This window comes from Bradyrhizobium sp. th-b2 (genome assembly GCF_000426785.1).
Lineage (GTDB): Bacteria > Pseudomonadota > Alphaproteobacteria > Rhizobiales > Xanthobacteraceae > Bradyrhizobium > Bradyrhizobium septentrionale.
The window spans coordinates 1-16,652 of record NZ_AUGA01000089.1 but is presented as its reverse complement, the minus strand read 5'-3'; the positions used below and the strand labels follow the sequence as shown (position 1 = coordinate 16,652).

Here is a 16,652-nt window from a genome sequence, read left to right as displayed (position 1 = left end):
CTCGAGGCGTCGAACAGCCTGCTGGGCGTCATTGTATTTGTCGTAAAGACGAGAAATCGTAATGGTCATTTTGCATCCTTCTTACTTGGCCGAATTATTTGGCTGAATTGACGTTGCCTTGAAAGTCGATGCTTACCGCAGTGGCCGATCCGCCTTTGCTGGCCTGGCCGCGCCAAACGCCGTTGTCGTCCTTCTTCAGTTCGGTGACGTTGGCGTAGCCAGCATCCTCGATCTTCGATTTGGCTTGTCCTTCGGTGAAACTGTTGTGACCCGCGACAGGAGCGTCGGAGTTGTTCTGACCGGCACTGTTGACCGCGTTGTTGTTCGGTCCGGACTGCGCCGGTGGATTTTGCGCTGAGGCCGGCAACGCCGTGGCAGCCGCCAATAAAGAAATGCAAACGAAAAGGAACGGACGTTTCATAGTTATCTCCAAGGTGTGAGGAGTGAGCCAAGCTCGCATCGGCGCTTTAGTTCCTCCATCGCCGCGCTGCTTGCGATCAAGCTCCGAAAAATATCAACCACGTGCCCGCCATGATGAGCCCTGCAAGCGCCAGGCTTACGGCAAGCAGCATCAACATGCTGGGATCGAGCTCGCCCTGGCGCGCTTCGAGTGAAGTCTCAACGATACGTCCGCTCTTGTCTTGATCCACATTTGGTCCCGCGTTCAAAGGGATGGGCTCGACCGTTAGCTTGCGCAAACAGGAAGCGTAGGAAGAGCCGCAGCGAGCCTTCCGCTGTGCTCATGGAATGCTCGATATCGCTGCCGAGCAGTGCCAGCCCGCGGCGTGGGAGCTTTGGCTAAGTCCGGTCGAGCGTCAGTGAGGCCGACGTTGCCGCGCGAAAGCTGCACGCGGATTGATGCCACATCCGGCATCGCGGCCAGACGCCGATGCCATGCATTGTGCCCGCGTCTGATAGTTTCAGTCGCCCGGATAACCGGTCTGCTTTCCCTGAAGACACCAGCGATATTCCTGGGCGTCCGCAGGTCCCGCGCCATCGAGCACGCCCGCGCCGGCCGTAAGCAACATCAAGACTACAAGCTTGCGCACCGACGTCTCCCGTTGCTCAGACCAAATCGTCCTATGGGATCCCAATCGGGCCGTGCGAGGTTCGTTCCTAATCCTCCCGTGCCGCATCTCTTCGCAGTGCTAGGAACATATGGTTGCGCCTCCTGTTGCTCCTGCACGACATGACCGCCATGGCAAGGCGGGAGCTGTCCTCGATAGGTTCAAGGCCCGCAACGGTGTTGGCTACGAGATCGTTGAGGGCCAAATCGATCTCAGCTTTGTGGGTGCCCCATCCGGCCGGCCTCGAAACGCCTCCGAGATGCACATGAAACTCCGCGACAAGCCGGCGTCATCAAGGTCGTGATCAGACCAGGACGTTAATCCGGCGACGCACCCTCCCCGTCTCAAACAGCTGGCTCCGTCCAGCGGACGTATCACATGCGCATACTGAAAAAACGTTCGCCATCGCTGGTAACAAGCCCCTTTCGTGCTCTGAAGGAATATCCGATCGCGTCCACCGTTGTCGCCACGATCGGCTTGATGGCTGCTGCTGCGGTCGTCAATCAACGACTTGCCGACAAGGCGCAACGCGATCATCCGCCACAAGGACGCTTCATCGAAATCGACGGTGTCCGCCTGCACTATGTCGAACGCGGCTCCGGCCGGCCACTGGTCCTGCTTCATGGCAATGGCAGCATGATCCAGGATTTTGAGACAAGTGGTCTCATCGATCTCGCCGCCAAGCACTATCGGGTTATCGTGTTCGATCGCCCGGGCTTCGGCTACAGCCTGAGGCCCCGAAATGTCGTATGGACCCCCGCCGCCCAGGCCGATCTGTTCAGGGACGCGCTTGCGCACCTTGGCGTCGAAAAGGCAATCGTGCTCGGACATTCCTGGGGGGCTTCCGTCGCAGTCGCCTTGGCAAGCCAGCATCCCTCAATGGTCGAGGCCCTCATACTTGCATCCGGATACTATTTCCCGACGGCGCGCACCGACGCGATCATGGCGATGACCGGGCCGGCGATACCTGGTTTCGGTGATATCCTCAGTCACACAGTTTCGCCGATCCTCAGCCGCCTGATGTGGCCTGTTATGCTGCGGCAGCTTTTCGGACCGAAATCCGTCCCTCGAAAATTCGACGGCTTTCCAAAATCATTGGCCGTGCGCCCATCGCAACTTCGCGCCGGCGCCGCCGAGGCTGCGCTGATGGTTCCCGCGGCGATCTTGTCCGCGACGACCTACGGCGAACTGGCCATACCGGTCGTCATCCTGGCAGGCGAGGATGATCGCCTCATCGACATCGACGAGCAATCGGGCAGGCTCCATGACGAGATCAAGCACAGCAAGATGCACCGCCTCCCGGGAGCGGGTCATATGATCCAACAGTCGGATACGGCCGACTTGATGGCTGCGGTCGACGAAGCCGCGGCGGAAACGCTGCATTGAAAAACGTTCTGAGCAGAACTGATTGCGGCTCGAGTGGAATTAGGAACGTTCAGTACAGCGTCCAGTTGGCCTCGAGCTTTCCCTGCCAATCAAAGGTCTTTCAATGTACCATCACGTCAAAAAGCTCATGTTCACGGTCCGCGTCGATGAACCCGATCCTCGGTTCGGCAACATGCTACTGGAACAGTTCGGCGGCGCCAACGGCGAGCTGGCGGCCGCCATGCAATACTCCATTCAGGGCCTCAATTGCGAAGATCCGGATCGCAAGGATCTCTTGATGGATATTGGAACGGAGGAATTGAGCCACCTCGAAGTCGTCGGCTCCCTCGCACGCCTGCATCTGAAGCCCTCGAAGTTCGATCGCGAAGCGGCGGAAGCCGATCCCTTGATCGCGATTGCCGGCGGGGGCGGCGTCAATCTGTTCAACTCGCAAGGCAACGCCTGGACGGCCGACTATCTCAAGATCACGGGCGAGCTTGACGTTGATCTGCGCAGCAACATCGCTGCAGAAGCGCGCGCCAAGATCGTCTATGAACGACTGATCAATTTCTGTGACGACGCCGGCACCAAGGACGCGTTGCAGTTTCTGATGACGCGGGAAATCACTCATATGAAGGCGTTCGCGCTTGCGCTTGAGAGTATGGGAAAGCCCACGTTCAGCATCGGCCGTATCGCTCCTACCCCAGGCCTCGTCGACCAGTTCTTCAACGATTCGACCGGTTCCGGCGACAACGGTGAAATCGACACCCGAGGTCCCTGGAACGAGGGTGACGGCTGGGTTTTCATGGAATCACCGGCGCTGCAGAGCGGCGATCCCGGCGCGGCACCTTCCATCGTTGCCGAGAGTTCCCCGTCCGAAGCGTTCGTTGGCTTCGACGATCTGTTGATCGATCAGCTGCGGGATCTCTTGCATGCCGAGAAACAGCTGACAAAGGCGTTGCCTGAGATGATCGAGGCGGCACGCTATGACCAGCTCCGCGAACTCTTCACAATTCATCTGGCCGAAACCGAAGCGCAGGTCGACCGTCTCGACGAGTGCTTCGGGTTGCTAGGTAAAAAGCCGCGCGCCAAGCCCTGCAAGGGTATGCAGGGACTTGTCGAAGAGGGCGGCGAAGTGATCAAGGAGAGCGCCAAGAAGGACGATGCGGCCGCGGATCTTGCGTTGATCGGCGCGGTACAGCGCGTCGAGCACTACGAAATCGCGGGCTACACGACTGCCCGTAACCTCGCGCAGCAATTGCGGTACGGTGCTGTCGTCGCGCTGCTGTCGAAGACGTTGGCGGAAGAGGAGAACGCGGATCAGCTGCTCAATCAGGTCGCGCGCTCACTGATGTCGGTTGCGAAAATGCCCGCCGCCATCGAGCAGACCTTGTCCGAAGATGAGCCCACCGCGGGCTAGATCATCTTCAGGGTATTGATATTGAAGCAAGGTGGCCCCACGGCGCCACCTTGCTTCGTTCGCCGTCGTCGACACGCCATGGGAGAAACCCGGAAGGGCTCGTTTCCCGTTCCCGCTTTATCGGTACTGTGTATGGCGATCTTCGCGCGGACGAGAGTTGAGTATGGCGCTCCGGATCGGTGATCGCTAAAGGCCCTAACGCGCTAGCCCCCGTCGGGGCCTTTTGCCGTTTGCTGTTCACCAAACGCACAACGCCGCTCACTTAAAATACACGCGAGCGGCGCTGAGCTTCTAGCCCCAGGAAGGACTATGCAAAATCCTGATCAGTATCAGTCGCACGAAACTCGAAAAATTTTAATACCTCCGAAGGGGTAAGGTTGCCGCGCATAGGAACGGGCGCAGCGCGCCGCGGGTTGTCAACGCGTCCGGTGCCGTCTCTCGCGGCGACGCCGGGATGCCCAACTCGGCTCCAGCTTGCTCCCCCTCGCTGGGGCCGTTTTTTTTTGAATTGGTTGCTCATGCCCGACATTTTGATCCGTTGTCCTGAGACCGGAAAGCCCGTTCAAACCGGCTTGGATACCGAGACGGTCATCCTAGAGACTCTGCCAAGCGTCTCGCTTCCGGCCAAGTGTCCGCATTGTGGGCAAGTGCATTATTGGAAGCCTGCGGAAGCTTGGGCCTGGCAGGGTGGGAAACCGGTGCCGCACTAGTCGATTGTGCATGCCACTTGGTGCTCTAAGGTGATCGCATGCGTACTGCCGTAATAATAGCCGTGGGTTTATTGGCGTTGGCAGTCGCTATGTCGCGCGAGCGTCAGACAGATTTCATGCCCACGCAGCCGCTGCCTCCGGTGAACGCGCCTGACGAATGGTATTTCCCGCGACTTGAGGCGACCTTTAAGGGCGCGGTAGCGGCGGTTGCCGCGATGGGAGTTCTGTTCGGCTGGGTGTTTCGGTGCGGGCCGGCTCGGTGGGACGGGACGGCTCTGGATTGCGGTTGCCGCGCGTCATCCAGTCCGCAAGTCGATGCAGGCTTTTTCGCCAGGCGCTCAGACTGGATTCTATTGCAGGCGGGTCATCGTCCATCCGATCGCTCCGCTAGGTCGGCGGCTGCAGCGCCGCCGAGAGCAACCATTCGCTAAGGTGCGCGCCAGTGTCTGCCTGTCGGGCTCGCTTTAGCAGGGCCGCTTTTTCGATGCCCGCGGGCATAGCGTTGGCCTGCTCGCGAAGCTGCCTAGCGTGTTGGGCTAATCTCGCTTCAAGCGCTTCGGTTTGGACCACTCTGCGGCGGATCTGTCCCATGGCTTCCTCTCGTCAGATTCCTGCCCGGACCCGAAGGCGGTCGACCTGGCCGCGCTGCGCCACGTTCCGACCACCAGGGTGCACGATCTCGCCGGGCGCCTGCGCTGCGTGAAGTGCAGCAAGGCCGGCAAACGGCCGGCCGCCGAGCTGCTGCAGCTGTGGCAACGCTGTCCGATCGGAGATAAGGCGTGACTGAGCTGGCGCGCCGACGCGACAAGGACGCGCCGCGAGAGAAATGGGATATCTACTACGACGACGTCCGCGTCGGCTCGATCGGGCAGCGCGCCGGCGTCCCGAACCATGTCGACCAGTGGGAATGGAAATGCGGTTTCTATCCCGGCTGCGACCGATCGACGGCCGGCCCGGCCGGGTCGTTCGACCAGGCACGCGCGGCGTTGGAGGCCGAATGGCAACAGCTGCTACCGACCCTGACCGAGGCGAACTTCCAGGCCTGGCGGGATCAGCGCGACTGGATCGCGCGCAAGCAGGCCATGTGGGAGCGCGGCGAAAAGCTGCCTTCTCAACAGCCATCGTCGCTGATGCGCTGTCCGTGTGGCGCAACATTTGATAGCCATCGGCCCGCTGAGAGCCAAATCCATACCCCACACATTTACGCCGCGCAGAAGCGCGATGGAATCCGACGATGAAAATGAAGGAAGGGCGCCCCTGGGCAGACCCCGAGAGAGCTGCCCGCAGGATCATGGAGCACGCTCGAGCATTCGAACCGATCCAGGACGGCCGGATCTACATCGAGAAGATCAACTATCCCTTCATCGACAAGGACGGCGCATCGCCGGCCGAATACACCGCCGGCCTCAATTACGCCATCGAGCACGACTGGCTGGAGAAGCACGAAAGCGGGACCTACGTGAAGATGCAGCAGGCCGGAAACGATCTGTTCACGGGAGAGCCGCCAGCTGAAGCGGCCTCAAGAGGCTTACGTAGCTTTTAAATTATCTCGCGCTTATGGTCTGTCTTCTTCACCAGAAATTGGCTGGTCTCAGAGCTGGTGTCGAAACCACGGGAGGGCCTAGGATGAGGATGACGTTTGCTGCTTTTGTCGCAGTCGCGACAATTGCCGGTTCGCTCGTTGCAACGCCCGCAAGCGCCCGACGTAACGTCGCCCCCGGCGTCTCGGTTTCGGATCGCTATTGGCCCGCACCTTACGGAGCGAGTCCTAGGCCATACGACGATTTTGGCAGTTGCGAATGGGTGACGCAACGTTTCTGGAATGGCAATGGCTGGCGGATCCGCCGGGTGCGGGTCTGCGGCTGATCCGCGATGACGGCGAGATTTGCAGGGCTTAGCAACCATCGACATCGAGCGGAGGCCGTCGAAATGACGGGGACCGCAAAGCGCAAGGCCGCAGCGATGAGCGATCCATCCCGAACTCGATTGGATGATCTGTTCACCGATGGGTATCGGTTGTTTGTCCATGACCCACGCTGAATCGAAACGGCTCCGGCTTTGCGCCGCATCGAATTTGAAAGCAGCCGCCTAATCCAGGCACAGATCTATCGGGATTGGGCGCCGCACAGACGACGAATGACGCCTGGCCTTGACCCAGATCAACGTTGCCATCACGCCAATCGACAGTGTTTGCTGAACCACGCTACCTCGGACCGATTGCGGGAGCTTGAACATGAAGGCCGTATCCGCCGAAGAAGCTGTTGCGATGATCCCGAACAACGCGCGCGTCATGGTCGGCGGCTTCATGGGCGTGGGCACGCCGGAGCGCCTGCTTGACGAACTGGTCAGACAGAACAAATCGGGCTTGGTGCTAATCAGTAACGATGCGGCAACACCCGGCAAGGGTGTCGGCAAACTGTTCGAGGGCTCGCACGTGTCGAGCATGATCGGCACCCATATCGGGCTGAATCCGAAGGCGCAGCAGCAGATGCTGGGCAAACAGATCACGGTCGACCTGATTCCGCAGGGCACTTTCGTTGAACGCATCCGCGCGGGCGGCTGCGGTCTTGGCGGCGTCCTGACGCCTACCGGCGTCGGCACGCTGGTCGAGGAAGGCAAACAGAAGATCGAAGTCAACGGCAAGCCGTATCTACTGGAGACCGCGCTGCGCGCCGATTTCGCGCTCGTACACGCCTTCCTGGCCGACTACGCCGGCAACCTGTCCTATGCTCTCACCGCACGAAACTTCAATCCAGTCATGGCGATGGCAGCCGACACCGTGATCGTGACCGCCGAACATATCGTTCCGGTCGGCGTCATTGCTCCCGATCACGTCATCACGCCGGGACAACTGGTCGATTATCTTGTCGCGAACGGGTGACCCATGGATGCACAAACCATCATCGCGCGTCGTGTAGCGAAGGAACTGCGGCCCGGCAACCTCGTCAATCTCGGCATCGGGATTCCGACCCTCGTTGCAAACTACGTTCCCGCCGAGCTCAAGGTATTCTTCCAGTCCGAGAACGGCTTGATCGGCACTGGTCCAATTCCCGAACAGGGCATGACCCATCCGCTGCTAACCGATGCCGGCGGCAAGCCGATCAGCGCATTGCCGGGAGCGGCCATTTTCGACAGTGCGATGTCGTTCGGCCTGATCCGCGGCGGTCACGTCGACATGACGGTGCTGGGCGGCCTGCAGGTCGACGCCGCCGGCCACCTCGCCAACTGGATGATCCCGGGTAAAATGGTGCCAGGCATGGGCGGCGCCATGGACCTCGTCAGCGGCGCCAAGCGCGTCATCGTCGCCATGCAACATGCGGCAAAGGGAAAGTCGAAGATCGTCGCCAGGTGCAACTTGCCTCTGACATCCGCGCGCGCCGTGGATCTCGTGGTGACCGATCTTGCGGTGATCGCCTTCCCGGGTGGCAACGCGACCCTTCTGGAAACGGCGCCGGGCCTAACGGTCGCCGAGGTCCTGGCGGTGACGGACGCCGAGCTCACAATTCCCGATGCAGTTCCGGAAATGATCCTCTGAAGAGAGCGAGCCGACGCCATGCGGATTTTTAACGGGTTTGACGAACTCAAGGCAGCGGTAGGTACCGAAATCGGCGTCAGTGACTGGCTGGAGGTAACGCAGGAGCGCATTAACAAATTCGCGGATGCCACCTGCGACGAGCAATGGATCCATGTCGACCAGGAGCGCGCGAAGGCCGAAATGCCTGGAGGTATGACCATCGCGCATGGCCTTCTGTCGCTCAGCCTGACACCGATGTTCATCCGCTCGGTGATGGGCCTGAAAGGGCTGAAAAACACAATCAATTATGGAGCGGACCGGATCCGGTATCTGGCGCCAGTCCCTGCTGGATCAAAGCTGCGCGGTCGCGTCAGCATCGTCGAAGCGGTCGACGTGCCGCCGAACGGGCTGAGGGTCCACTACCGCGTGGCGATCGAGATGGAGGGCGGCACGCGCCCCGCTTGCGTCGCCGACGTCATCGGCCTGCATTACAGCTAGCCGGACCTTCCGTGCTCTAATCGATAATGTGGTAACCGCCGTCGACGTACAGCACGCTTCCCGTGATCAGCTTGGCGCCGTCGAGCGCAAGAAACGCCGTGGCCTTGCCAACGTCATCGATGCTGACGAGACTTCGCGTCGGCGCCTGCGACTGTGCCTTGTCCATCAGTTCATCGAATTCAGGAATCCCGGATGCCGCGCGCGTGGCGAGTGGCCCCGGCGAAATGGCATGAACCCGAATGCCTTTCGGGCCGAGCTCGGCCGCAATGTAGCGCACCGCCGCCTCAAGCGCCGCCTTCGCGACGCCCATGACATTGTAGTTCTTCACCACCATTTGGCTGCCGTAGTAGGTCATGGTGAATAACGTGCCGCCGTTCTTCATCAGCGGTTCCGCAAGATGGGCCATGCGCATGAACGACCAGCAGGACACGTCCATGGTCTTCTGGAAGCCCGCCCGATCGACGTCGACCACACGGCCGTGCAACGCTTCCTTCGGTGAGAACGCGATCGAGTGAAGCAGGAAGTCGAGCTGCCCCCACTCCTTCTCGATCCGCTCGAATACCTTCTCGGTCTCGCCCTCGACCATCACGTCAAGCGGCATGAAGATCGGCGATTCCAGCGCTTTGGCCAGCGGCTCGACGTGCTTTTTGGCCTTCTCGTTCAGATAAGTGACAGCGAGGTCGGCACCGAGCGCGCGAAACGCCTTGGCACAGCCCCAGGCGATCGATTGGTCGTTGGCGATACCAACGATCAAGCCCTTTTTGCCCTTCAGCGCGATCTTGGTCTCAGGATAAACCGGGATACTCATGACACTCGCTCGCTTTTTGAATTTGGCAATGGCTGGCTCATGAGCAGCGTCAACGTATGCTGCGCGATCATCAGTTCCTCATCGGTCGGCACGACGTAGACGGGAACTCGGCTGTCTGATCGAGATATTTTGGTCGCATGCCGTGCGTTCTCGACGGGATCGAGCTCGATCCCGAGCCATGCCAGCCTTTCCGAGATGCGGGCACGGATCGAAACCGAGTTTTCGCCGATCCCCGCGGTGAAGACGAAGCCGTCGAGCCCTTCCAGCGCGGCTGCCAGCATGCCGGCGTTGAGGCCGACGCGATAGACGAAATAGTCGATCGCAAATACAGCCCGCGGGTCGGCGCTATTCTCGAGCTCGCGCACATCGTTGCTGACGCCGGACAGACCTTTCAAGCCGCAATCGCGGTACAGGAAGTCTTGTACCTTGGGCGCGGACATTCCCTTCTCGGTGAGCAGGTACAGGACGACACCGGGATCGATCTGGCCAGGCCGCGTTCCCATCGCAAGACCATCGAGAGCCGTGAATCCCATCGTGCTCTCGACGCTCCGACCTGCCCGCATCGCGCACATCGAGGCGCCGCTGCCGAGATGGGCCACGATCACACGTCCGACCGCGACCTCCGGCGCCATCTGCGGCAGCCGCTTGGCCACATATTCGTAGGACAAGCCATGGAAGCCGTAGCGCCTGATGCCTTCGGCGTACAGTTGGTGCGGAATGGCATAATGGTCCGCCAGCGGGTCATGATCGCGGTGGAACGCCGTATCGAAGCAGGCCACCTGCGGCAAGGCCGGAAAATTGGTCATCAGAGATTTAATGGGCGCCAGATTGTGCGGCTGGTGCAGCGGCGCCAGCGGCGCATAGCGTTCCAGCCGCGACACGACCACGGGATCGATCAGCACCGGACGCGCGTAGTCCGGACCGCCGTGAACAACCCGATGGCCGACGGCGACGGGGTTGATTCTGAGCTCATCTCTCAACCAGGAGCCCGCGACGGACATGGCGGCAGGAACATCGGCTATCGCCTCGATCGGATAAGCGCGGTCGACCAGCGGCTCGCCGCTGGAGCCGCTGGCACGCATCCGCGGCCGGCTGCCGATGCCATCGATCTGGCCCTTCAGTTGCCGCCACAGGCGACCCTCGCCTTCCACCTCGAAGACCTGAAATTTCACGCTGGAGGAGCCGGCATTGACGACGAGGATCGTATCCATGGCGGTCACGCTGCTGCGATGGGAGCACTGCGACGCCGGGCAGCCGCGTAGAGGCAGGCCACGGCAGCGGATGCCATCCTTGACCTCGCAGAGTCGGCGCGCGATGTGAGCACGATCGGAACGCGCGCGCCGAGCACGATGCCGGCGCCATCCGCCTTGGCGAAATAAGCAAGATTCTTCGCCAGCATGTTGCCGGACTCGAGGTCGGGCACGACCAAAATCTGGGCCCGGCCAGCGACTTCAGACCTGATGCCCTTGATCCGCGCCGCCTCCATGTCGATCGCATTGTCGAAAGCGAGTGGACCATCGAGCAGCGCGCCGGTAATCTGCCTGCGGTCTGCCATCTTGCAGAGGGCAGCCGCCTCGATGGTCGACGGGATCTTCGACGTCACCGTCTCGACCGCCGACAGGATTGCCACCCGCGGTGTCGTGCCAAAGCCGGCCTGATTATAGAGATCGACGGCGTTCTGGATGATATCGCGCTTGTCGTCGAGGTCGGGGAATATGTTGATGGCGGCATCGGTGACGAACACCGTTTCGGTATAGGCAGGCACATCCATGACGAACACATGGCTGATGCGCCGGTCGGTGCGCAGCCCACCGACCTTTGCTGTCACGCTGCGCATCAGCTCATCGGTGTGGAGGCTGCCCTTCATCAGGACTTCGCCTCTGCCTTCATGAATCAGCTCGACGGCCTTGGCCGCGGCAGCGGCCTCTGTTGGCGGCGTATCGACGATCTCATAGCCCGCGATGTCGAGATTGTGCTGCGCTGCGGCATCCCGGATCCGCGCGGCCGGACCGACAAGAATCGCCTTGATGATCCCGGCTTCAGCGGACTCGATCGCCCCTCGTAGTGAGCTCTCGTCACAGGGATGCGCGACGATCGTGGAGACCGACGGGACGCCCTTCGCGGCGACTATGAGGCGATCGTATTTCGAGCCCGGCTGGGTCTCGTTCGCTCCGGTTGCCATGATACCCATCGTTCCGCTCTGAGTTGTTATGATGCGCGGGCTTTTGGATCGAAAGGGACGGTGTTGTTGTGCCCGTCGAGCCCGAACAGCCCGGCGACCTGCTTCAACCGCTTGGCCACCTCGCCGGATATCTCCGCGCTTGCCGACAGCACGTCCTGAATGGCGGCAAACGCCTTGCGGCGTTCGTCCATATTTTCCAGTAACAGTTTTGGAATGGCCGCCAGTGCGGCCTCTCGATTAAGCAGCAGCATGAAGAACTGCTCGCGGACCAGCATCTTGAACTCCGAGAGCGTCATGCGCGCGGCCTCATCGGCCTGGCGAAGCCGCCGCAGCGCTTCAAGGCTGCGCTCGTCGACCATGCCCCGGGCCGATCCGACATAAAGCAAGGCCCGAATGCCTGCCTCTCGCATACCACCCGAGCCGATCCTGGATGTCAGCTCCGCAGTGCGGGCTTGCAAGAGCTCGCGGCGCTTTGGATCCATCTCGCGGCGTTGTGAGGCTGCCGACTGCGGATCAACCCCGACGGCGGCTTGCAGCGCCGGCGAGCCATAAATGGCAAGGAACATCGCCTCGCTCAGCGCCTCCTGCGAGTCGCGCCACTGATCGAGCGAACTGACGATCTGCTTGGATAGCCGCTCCTGGAACGCCAAGAAGGGATTGTCCTCGGCGACAGGCTTGCGCGTGTCGCGCGCCTTCTCCGCAGCGTTCTCCACCATTTTCATCCATGGGTTTTCGCTGCTAAACGCCTCGTATTGCAGGCGGAGCGGATGCCAATTGCGCATCATCTCCGCCATCTGTGGCGTCACCATCGATTTGACCCATGGCTGCACGAATTTCTGATAAGCGGCGAGATTCATTTCCGAGACACGCTTGGCAGTCTCGAACCGCCGCTCATCTTCAGGCGAATTTCCGCCCATCGCGCGAATGTCGTCGAGCGTGCGGGCCTCGCAGCGCATCACCCACTGCCCAACCGCTAGCTCATCATTGAGCGTGTCGGATCCCCTCGCCTCGAACGTCGCCTCGTAAAGGCCGGGCGGCAGCACGTCGATCAAATCGATGTTGCTTGAGAATTCCGCATGCTCTTTCTTGGCGACGCCGCCGGAAACGAAAATGCCGAGATGACCGACCGTCTCATGCACGGTGTAGACGATGGTCTGCCCGTGCGCCCTGATCTCGTCAACGTCCGCGTAAAGGTCCAGAATCCAATGCAGCGCCTGTTGCGGAGGCGTAATGTTGTCCCCTTTTGAGCAGAACACCACGATCGGCGAATGAATATTGCGCAGATCGACCGCGGCTCCGTTGGACATCTTGACACGGCCGCCAGCTAGATTGTTGCCGATGAAGAGCTCATCGACGATGAACTGGATCTCCTCGGCATTGAGGTTGACGTGCCCGCCCCACCAGCGCTCGAATTCGAGATAGCGATCGGCCTCGGTGTCGACTTTGGAGAAGACGTTGTACTGCTTTGACCACAACGTGTTCGAGGGATTCTGGTTCTCGAAGTTCTGCACCAGCCAGGCACCGTCGAACTTGCCTGCGCCGAGGTCACTGGAAAGTGCGGTTAACCAGCTTCCGCCGAGCAGTCCGCCGGAATAGCGCATCGGATATTTGCCGTGCACGCCAGCCCAATAAGCGAGCGGCGCTCCCGCCACGATCACCGGACCGAACAGTTCCGGCCGTAGCGAGGCAAGGATCATGATTGCCCAGCCGGCCTGGCAGTTGCCGATCACGCATGGTTTGCCATCAGCCTCGGGATGCCGCTCGATGACCTTTTCGATGAAGATGGCTTCAGCGCGCGCAATGCGCTCGATGGTCTGTCCCGGCATTGGCTCGGGCAGGAAGCCGATGAAATAGCAGGGATGCCCTGCCTTCATCGCGACGCCAATCTCACTGTCGGCCTTGAAGCCGCCGATCCCCGGTCCATGACCCGCACGCGGGTCGACAACAACGAACGGCCGGCGCTTGAGGTCGATTTCCACATCCTTGGGCGGGATAATGCGCACCAGCGCATAGTTAACAGGCTGGTCCAGCTTGCGGCCGTCCAGGATCAGCTCGGCTGCATAGCTCAAGACGTGCGGTGCCGTCTGGGCAACGTGCTCACGATACTGGTCACCGCGCTGGCGCAGGATGTCCAGAAGCAGCACGCTGCGCTGTCCGGCATCCACCATATATTCGACGGCTTTGGCGACGACCCCCGACATGGGCCCGCCCGGGAGTTGCGGATTGTCCAGCGACATCATTTCAGTCCTTCCGCTAGCTATCCAATCGAAAGCGTGTTGCGCGCTCGGAATGTTGATTTAGGTCAAGCCACGAGCACGGCCCTGCGCCCTTTTTGGCGCCGGGAGGACGGGTCCATGCCGGTGCCTGAGAATTACGCAGTGAGCGAATGTCTGCGCGATGGCCGAAGGGTCAAAATCCGCTCGTTACGGCCTGACGACGAAGACGACATGCTGGCTGCAATCAGCCGCACCGGCAGCCAATCACTTCAACGCCGCTTCTTCGTTCCCAAGCGCAGCTTTTCGGAGAAGGAAGTTGCTTTCTTCATGAACATCGATTTCGCCAAACACGTCGCCTTGGTTGCGCTTGCCGACGAGGACGGAAGCGAGGTGATCATCGGCGGTGGTCGCTATGTCGTCGCGGCGTCGGGAGTAGCCGAGATCGCCTTCGTGGTGATCGACGACTACCAGGGACAGGGCGTCGCCACCTTGCTCATGCACCACCTCATCATTCTGGCGCGCACGACCGGGCTCAAGCAAATCGTCGCCGAAGTCCTGCCGGAGAACGCGGCGATGCGAAAGATTTTCAGCAAATTCGGCTTTCACAAGCGGGGTGGAGGAGATCCGCGGATCATTTGCCTGGTACTGCCCCTCTAGGGCCGTGGCACCCCGCCCAAGCCTGCACGCCACCGATTACCAGTCGCCCAACGCCTAGTTACCCCGAAGGAAACTCACTATGAGCAAAGCAAATACAGACGAGCGGTCCAAGAGCAGCATCCCTAACGTCCGTCGAGCCGAAACGCGCGACGCAACTGAAAAAAATTTGTTCTGCCCAGCATCGAAATTTGGCACTGCGCAAACGTCGACCTGGCTGATTGGCTCCACAAAAACGGCACCTGGCAAGCCGTTCCTAAGAAACCGCGGATCTAGCGTTTCCGCGGGGTGGCGCGCGCGGCAGCCGGGGACAGTTGAGGGGGGCATCCGCGAAGTAATTGGCAGGACCCTCCGAGCGCTGGCGGTGCCGCCAGTGCTGACGAAAGTCGATGTCCCCGCGCGCACGACCTATTGCCATGCCTTCGGGCAATGGTCAGCGACCGAACGGCGTGACGTGGCGCTAAGGTGCATTTTGGTTGCTCGGTTCGGCCTCCAAGGTTTGGACTGCCTGCCGCATCGGCTCAGGTGAGATACGGACCACGCCTCCAAGGCCTTGCTCCAATTCGAGGAACATTGCGACAGCACCGGCCACCGCAAGCGCGCACAAAGTCAAGGTGATCGCTGAGGTGAAGTTACGCGGCGCAAAAAGACCGAAACTGGCGAACAGCAACGCAAGCCAAAAGACGAGGAGCGCGACGAACGCTTTCGGCGTTCTCTGCCCAATCTGCTGGGCGAGAAGCCATCGGGTCTCCCCGATCTTGGCCGCAAGGGTCATCGCCTGAGCCAGCCACCATTGATCGCGGGGATTAGCGGGTTTCAAGGCGAGGAGCATGTCCTCCAGCCGCTGCAGCAGTTCGTAGGTTGACGGATTGTTGAGACGCACATCGGCGCGATCGTCCGGAAACAGGTCAACCGTCTTGTGCTCGGCATACTGTAGGAGCATGTTGCGCGCCGGTTCCGCATCGGCCCCGTATCGGCGCAGTATGCGGTCCAGCCGGAGGATTTCCGCCGACAGCGCCGTCACTTGCCCGCCGAGCCGAGTGAACGATGTGTTGGCGTTAGAGATAAGCAGCCCAAGCACCAGCGCCGAAACGGTGGCCACCACTGCCGTCGATACGGACACAAGGTTTTTTGTCTCGTCCGTCAGGTGATGCTTTGGCAACCGCTCTCTGACCTCCGCGCCAGCGAACGCCCCGGCGAGGATAGCGGCAAAGGCGATAAGCCCAATAACTACGGTATTGTTCATCTTGGGTTCCCTCCGCAGACGAGCTGGTTTGAGAATGACCCGGAAGGCCTCGATCAAAGGTCGCCGCCGGATTGGTATCGTCGAGCGATTTAACTGAGCAAAGTTGGTTTCACCGTGGCGATCTTTTGCCGTATCCGGTTGACGGACGCCCTATCTGGGTGACCGGCTCGTGAGAGCCGCGATTGGCGGCCTTCACCTAACCTGCGGGTTGGGACTGCCAGCGCGGGCGGCGTGGTTCAACTCGCCTTACGCGGCCCCAGAGTGGCCCCGCTGCAAGGGCCCATAGCTCGGCGCGATTGTTGGATCGTAACCCGGTAGGCAACCGACTTACTCCCATCAAAAAAACTCAAGCGACGTATCGCACACAGGACTCGTCCGCACCACAGTTCCAACCGCCGGAAACCAGCTCCGCAGCGCGGACAGGTCGCGTCCGTCTTACGCATATGCTTCACCCAAAGCCAAACCAGTCAATGACGGCTTATTGGCCAAACTCCTAGAGCTATTCTAGCCTCTCCTACACACGGCAGGCAGGGAATATGTCCTTTGACCCGATGGCCGCTGCGGTTGATGGTGGTGTCCTAATTAGGACACTCGCGAAGGGAGATTAGGACACTTCATCTGACGGGGCCACGGCCCCAGATTAATGGCCGCTTCGATGATCTCTGCATGCGAGCAGATATTTAGCTTTCTGAGCAAGCGAAGGCGTTGGGTCGCAACTTGCGCTTCAGTCCCGCCGATCTGGCGAGCGATGCCAGCATCGGACCGCCCCAGAGCCATGCGCCTGAGGATTTGTTTTTCACGCTCCGTGGGCGGCACTGCCGACGTCTTCATAGCGCGAACATAGCGATCGCAGCGATGACGATCGGCCTCAACCCCAGCGCTATAATCCAGAGTGGGATAAGTATGCCAGTGCTCATGACGCAATCCCGCGAAGGACTTAAAATCTACATCTGGAATTCGGCAATGCTAGTG

Annotated in this window: 18 protein-coding genes and 1 pseudogene; 9 read left to right on the top strand and 10 right to left on the bottom strand. The window is 60.6% G+C overall.

All coding sequences use genetic code 11. The features are described from left to right. Positions 1-94: 94 nt before the first annotated feature. The 4 genes and pseudogenes from K359_RS0142640 to K359_RS66460 all read right to left on the bottom strand — a co-directional run bounded on the left by K359_RS0142640 (position 95) and on the right by K359_RS66460 (position 1,049). Positions 95-421 carry a hypothetical protein gene (locus K359_RS0142640; RefSeq protein WP_029084602.1) on the bottom strand — a complete coding sequence of 109 codons (327 nt, stop codon included), beginning with the start codon at positions 419-421 and terminating at the stop codon, positions 95-97. Positions 422-497: 76 nt separating this feature from the next. Continuing rightward, on the bottom strand, positions 498-650 hold the full coding sequence (locus K359_RS63710) for a hypothetical protein (RefSeq protein ID WP_165128484.1): 153 nt from the start codon (positions 648-650) through the stop codon (positions 498-500). Positions 651-815: 165 nt separating this feature from the next. After that, positions 816-908 (bottom strand): annotated as a pseudogene (locus K359_RS66465) (DUF3551 domain-containing protein); the annotation flags it as partial. Positions 909-920: 12 nt separating this feature from the next. Next, complete coding sequence (locus K359_RS66460; protein ID WP_371261250.1) at positions 921-1,049, bottom strand: DUF3551 domain-containing protein; 129 nt, start codon at positions 1,047-1,049, stop codon at positions 921-923. 396 nt (positions 1,050-1,445) lie between these two features. Here K359_RS66460 and K359_RS0142625 point away from each other — a divergent pair, with 396 nt between their 5' ends. The 8 genes from K359_RS0142625 (at position 1,446) to K359_RS0142585 (ending at position 8,574) form a co-directional block, all read left to right on the top strand. After that, entirely contained in the window at positions 1,446-2,453 is a 1,008-nt protein-coding gene (locus K359_RS0142625) for an alpha/beta fold hydrolase (RefSeq protein WP_029084601.1), read from the top strand. Between the two features lie 103 nt (positions 2,454-2,556). After that, positions 2,557-3,852, top strand: a complete 1,296-nt coding sequence (locus tag K359_RS0142620) for a DUF892 family protein (RefSeq protein ID WP_029084600.1) — start codon at positions 2,557-2,559, stop codon at positions 3,850-3,852. 1,271 nt (positions 3,853-5,123) lie between these two features. Continuing rightward, on the top strand, positions 5,124-5,345 hold the full coding sequence (locus tag K359_RS0142615) for a hypothetical protein (protein ID WP_029084599.1): 222 nt from the start codon (positions 5,124-5,126) through the stop codon (positions 5,343-5,345). Further along, entirely contained in the window at positions 5,342-5,800 is a 459-nt protein-coding gene (locus tag K359_RS0142610) for a hypothetical protein (protein ID WP_029084598.1), read from the top strand. The genes K359_RS0142615 and K359_RS0142610 overlap by 4 nt, the downstream gene beginning before the upstream one ends. After that, positions 5,797-6,105, top strand: coding sequence for a hypothetical protein (locus tag K359_RS55215; RefSeq protein ID WP_051346741.1), 309 nt, complete (start codon positions 5,797-5,799; stop codon positions 6,103-6,105). Before K359_RS0142610 ends, K359_RS55215 begins: the two co-directional genes overlap by 4 nt. 690 nt (positions 6,106-6,795) lie before the next feature. Beyond that, positions 6,796-7,443, top strand: coding sequence for a CoA transferase subunit A (locus tag K359_RS0142595; protein WP_029084597.1), 648 nt, complete (start codon positions 6,796-6,798; stop codon positions 7,441-7,443). 3 nt (positions 7,444-7,446) lie between these two features. Next, positions 7,447-8,097, top strand: a complete 651-nt coding sequence (locus K359_RS0142590) for a 3-oxoacid CoA-transferase subunit B (protein WP_029084596.1) — start codon at positions 7,447-7,449, stop codon at positions 8,095-8,097. Between the two features lie 18 nt (positions 8,098-8,115). Then, positions 8,116-8,574, top strand: a complete 459-nt coding sequence (locus tag K359_RS0142585) for a MaoC family dehydratase (RefSeq protein ID WP_029084595.1) — start codon at positions 8,116-8,118, stop codon at positions 8,572-8,574. A gap of 16 nt (positions 8,575-8,590) precedes the next feature. Here K359_RS0142585 and fabI read toward each other — a convergent pair whose 3' ends face one another. From fabI to K359_RS0142565, 4 genes are read right to left on the bottom strand one after another with little or no spacing between them, the layout of a single operon-like run. Further along, the gene (gene fabI, locus K359_RS0142580; RefSeq protein WP_029084594.1) at positions 8,591-9,382 is read right to left on the bottom strand and encodes an enoyl-ACP reductase FabI; all 792 of its coding nucleotides are present in this window, start codon (positions 9,380-9,382) and stop codon (positions 8,591-8,593) included. Further along, the gene (locus K359_RS0142575; protein WP_029084593.1) at positions 9,379-10,593 is read right to left on the bottom strand and encodes an acetate/propionate family kinase; all 1,215 of its coding nucleotides are present in this window, start codon (positions 10,591-10,593) and stop codon (positions 9,379-9,381) included. The genes fabI and K359_RS0142575 overlap by 4 nt, the downstream gene beginning before the upstream one ends. 5 nt (positions 10,594-10,598) lie before the next feature. Beyond that, on the bottom strand, positions 10,599-11,564 hold the full coding sequence (locus K359_RS0142570; RefSeq protein ID WP_029084592.1) for a phosphate acetyltransferase: 966 nt from the start codon (positions 11,562-11,564) through the stop codon (positions 10,599-10,601). A gap of 26 nt (positions 11,565-11,590) precedes the next feature. After that, positions 11,591-13,801 carry a DUF3141 domain-containing protein gene (locus K359_RS0142565; RefSeq protein ID WP_029084591.1) on the bottom strand — a complete coding sequence of 737 codons (2,211 nt, stop codon included), beginning with the start codon at positions 13,799-13,801 and terminating at the stop codon, positions 11,591-11,593. A gap of 117 nt (positions 13,802-13,918) precedes the next feature. On the opposite strand from K359_RS0142565, the gene K359_RS0142560 reads away from it, so the two are divergent. Then, positions 13,919-14,437 (top strand): GNAT family N-acetyltransferase, encoded by a 519-nt coding sequence (locus K359_RS0142560; RefSeq protein ID WP_029084590.1) that lies wholly within the window; start codon positions 13,919-13,921, stop codon positions 14,435-14,437. Between the two features lie 457 nt (positions 14,438-14,894). Here K359_RS0142560 and K359_RS0142555 read toward each other — a convergent pair whose 3' ends face one another. Together K359_RS0142555 and K359_RS66455 are read right to left on the bottom strand one after the other, a co-directional pair. Then, positions 14,895-15,680 (bottom strand): hypothetical protein, encoded by a 786-nt coding sequence (locus K359_RS0142555; protein WP_029084589.1) that lies wholly within the window; start codon positions 15,678-15,680, stop codon positions 14,895-14,897. Positions 15,681-16,262: 582 nt separating this feature from the next. Continuing rightward, positions 16,263-16,511, bottom strand: coding sequence for a LuxR C-terminal-related transcriptional regulator (locus K359_RS66455; protein WP_029084588.1), 249 nt, complete (start codon positions 16,509-16,511; stop codon positions 16,263-16,265). Positions 16,512-16,652: the final 141 nt, after the last annotated feature.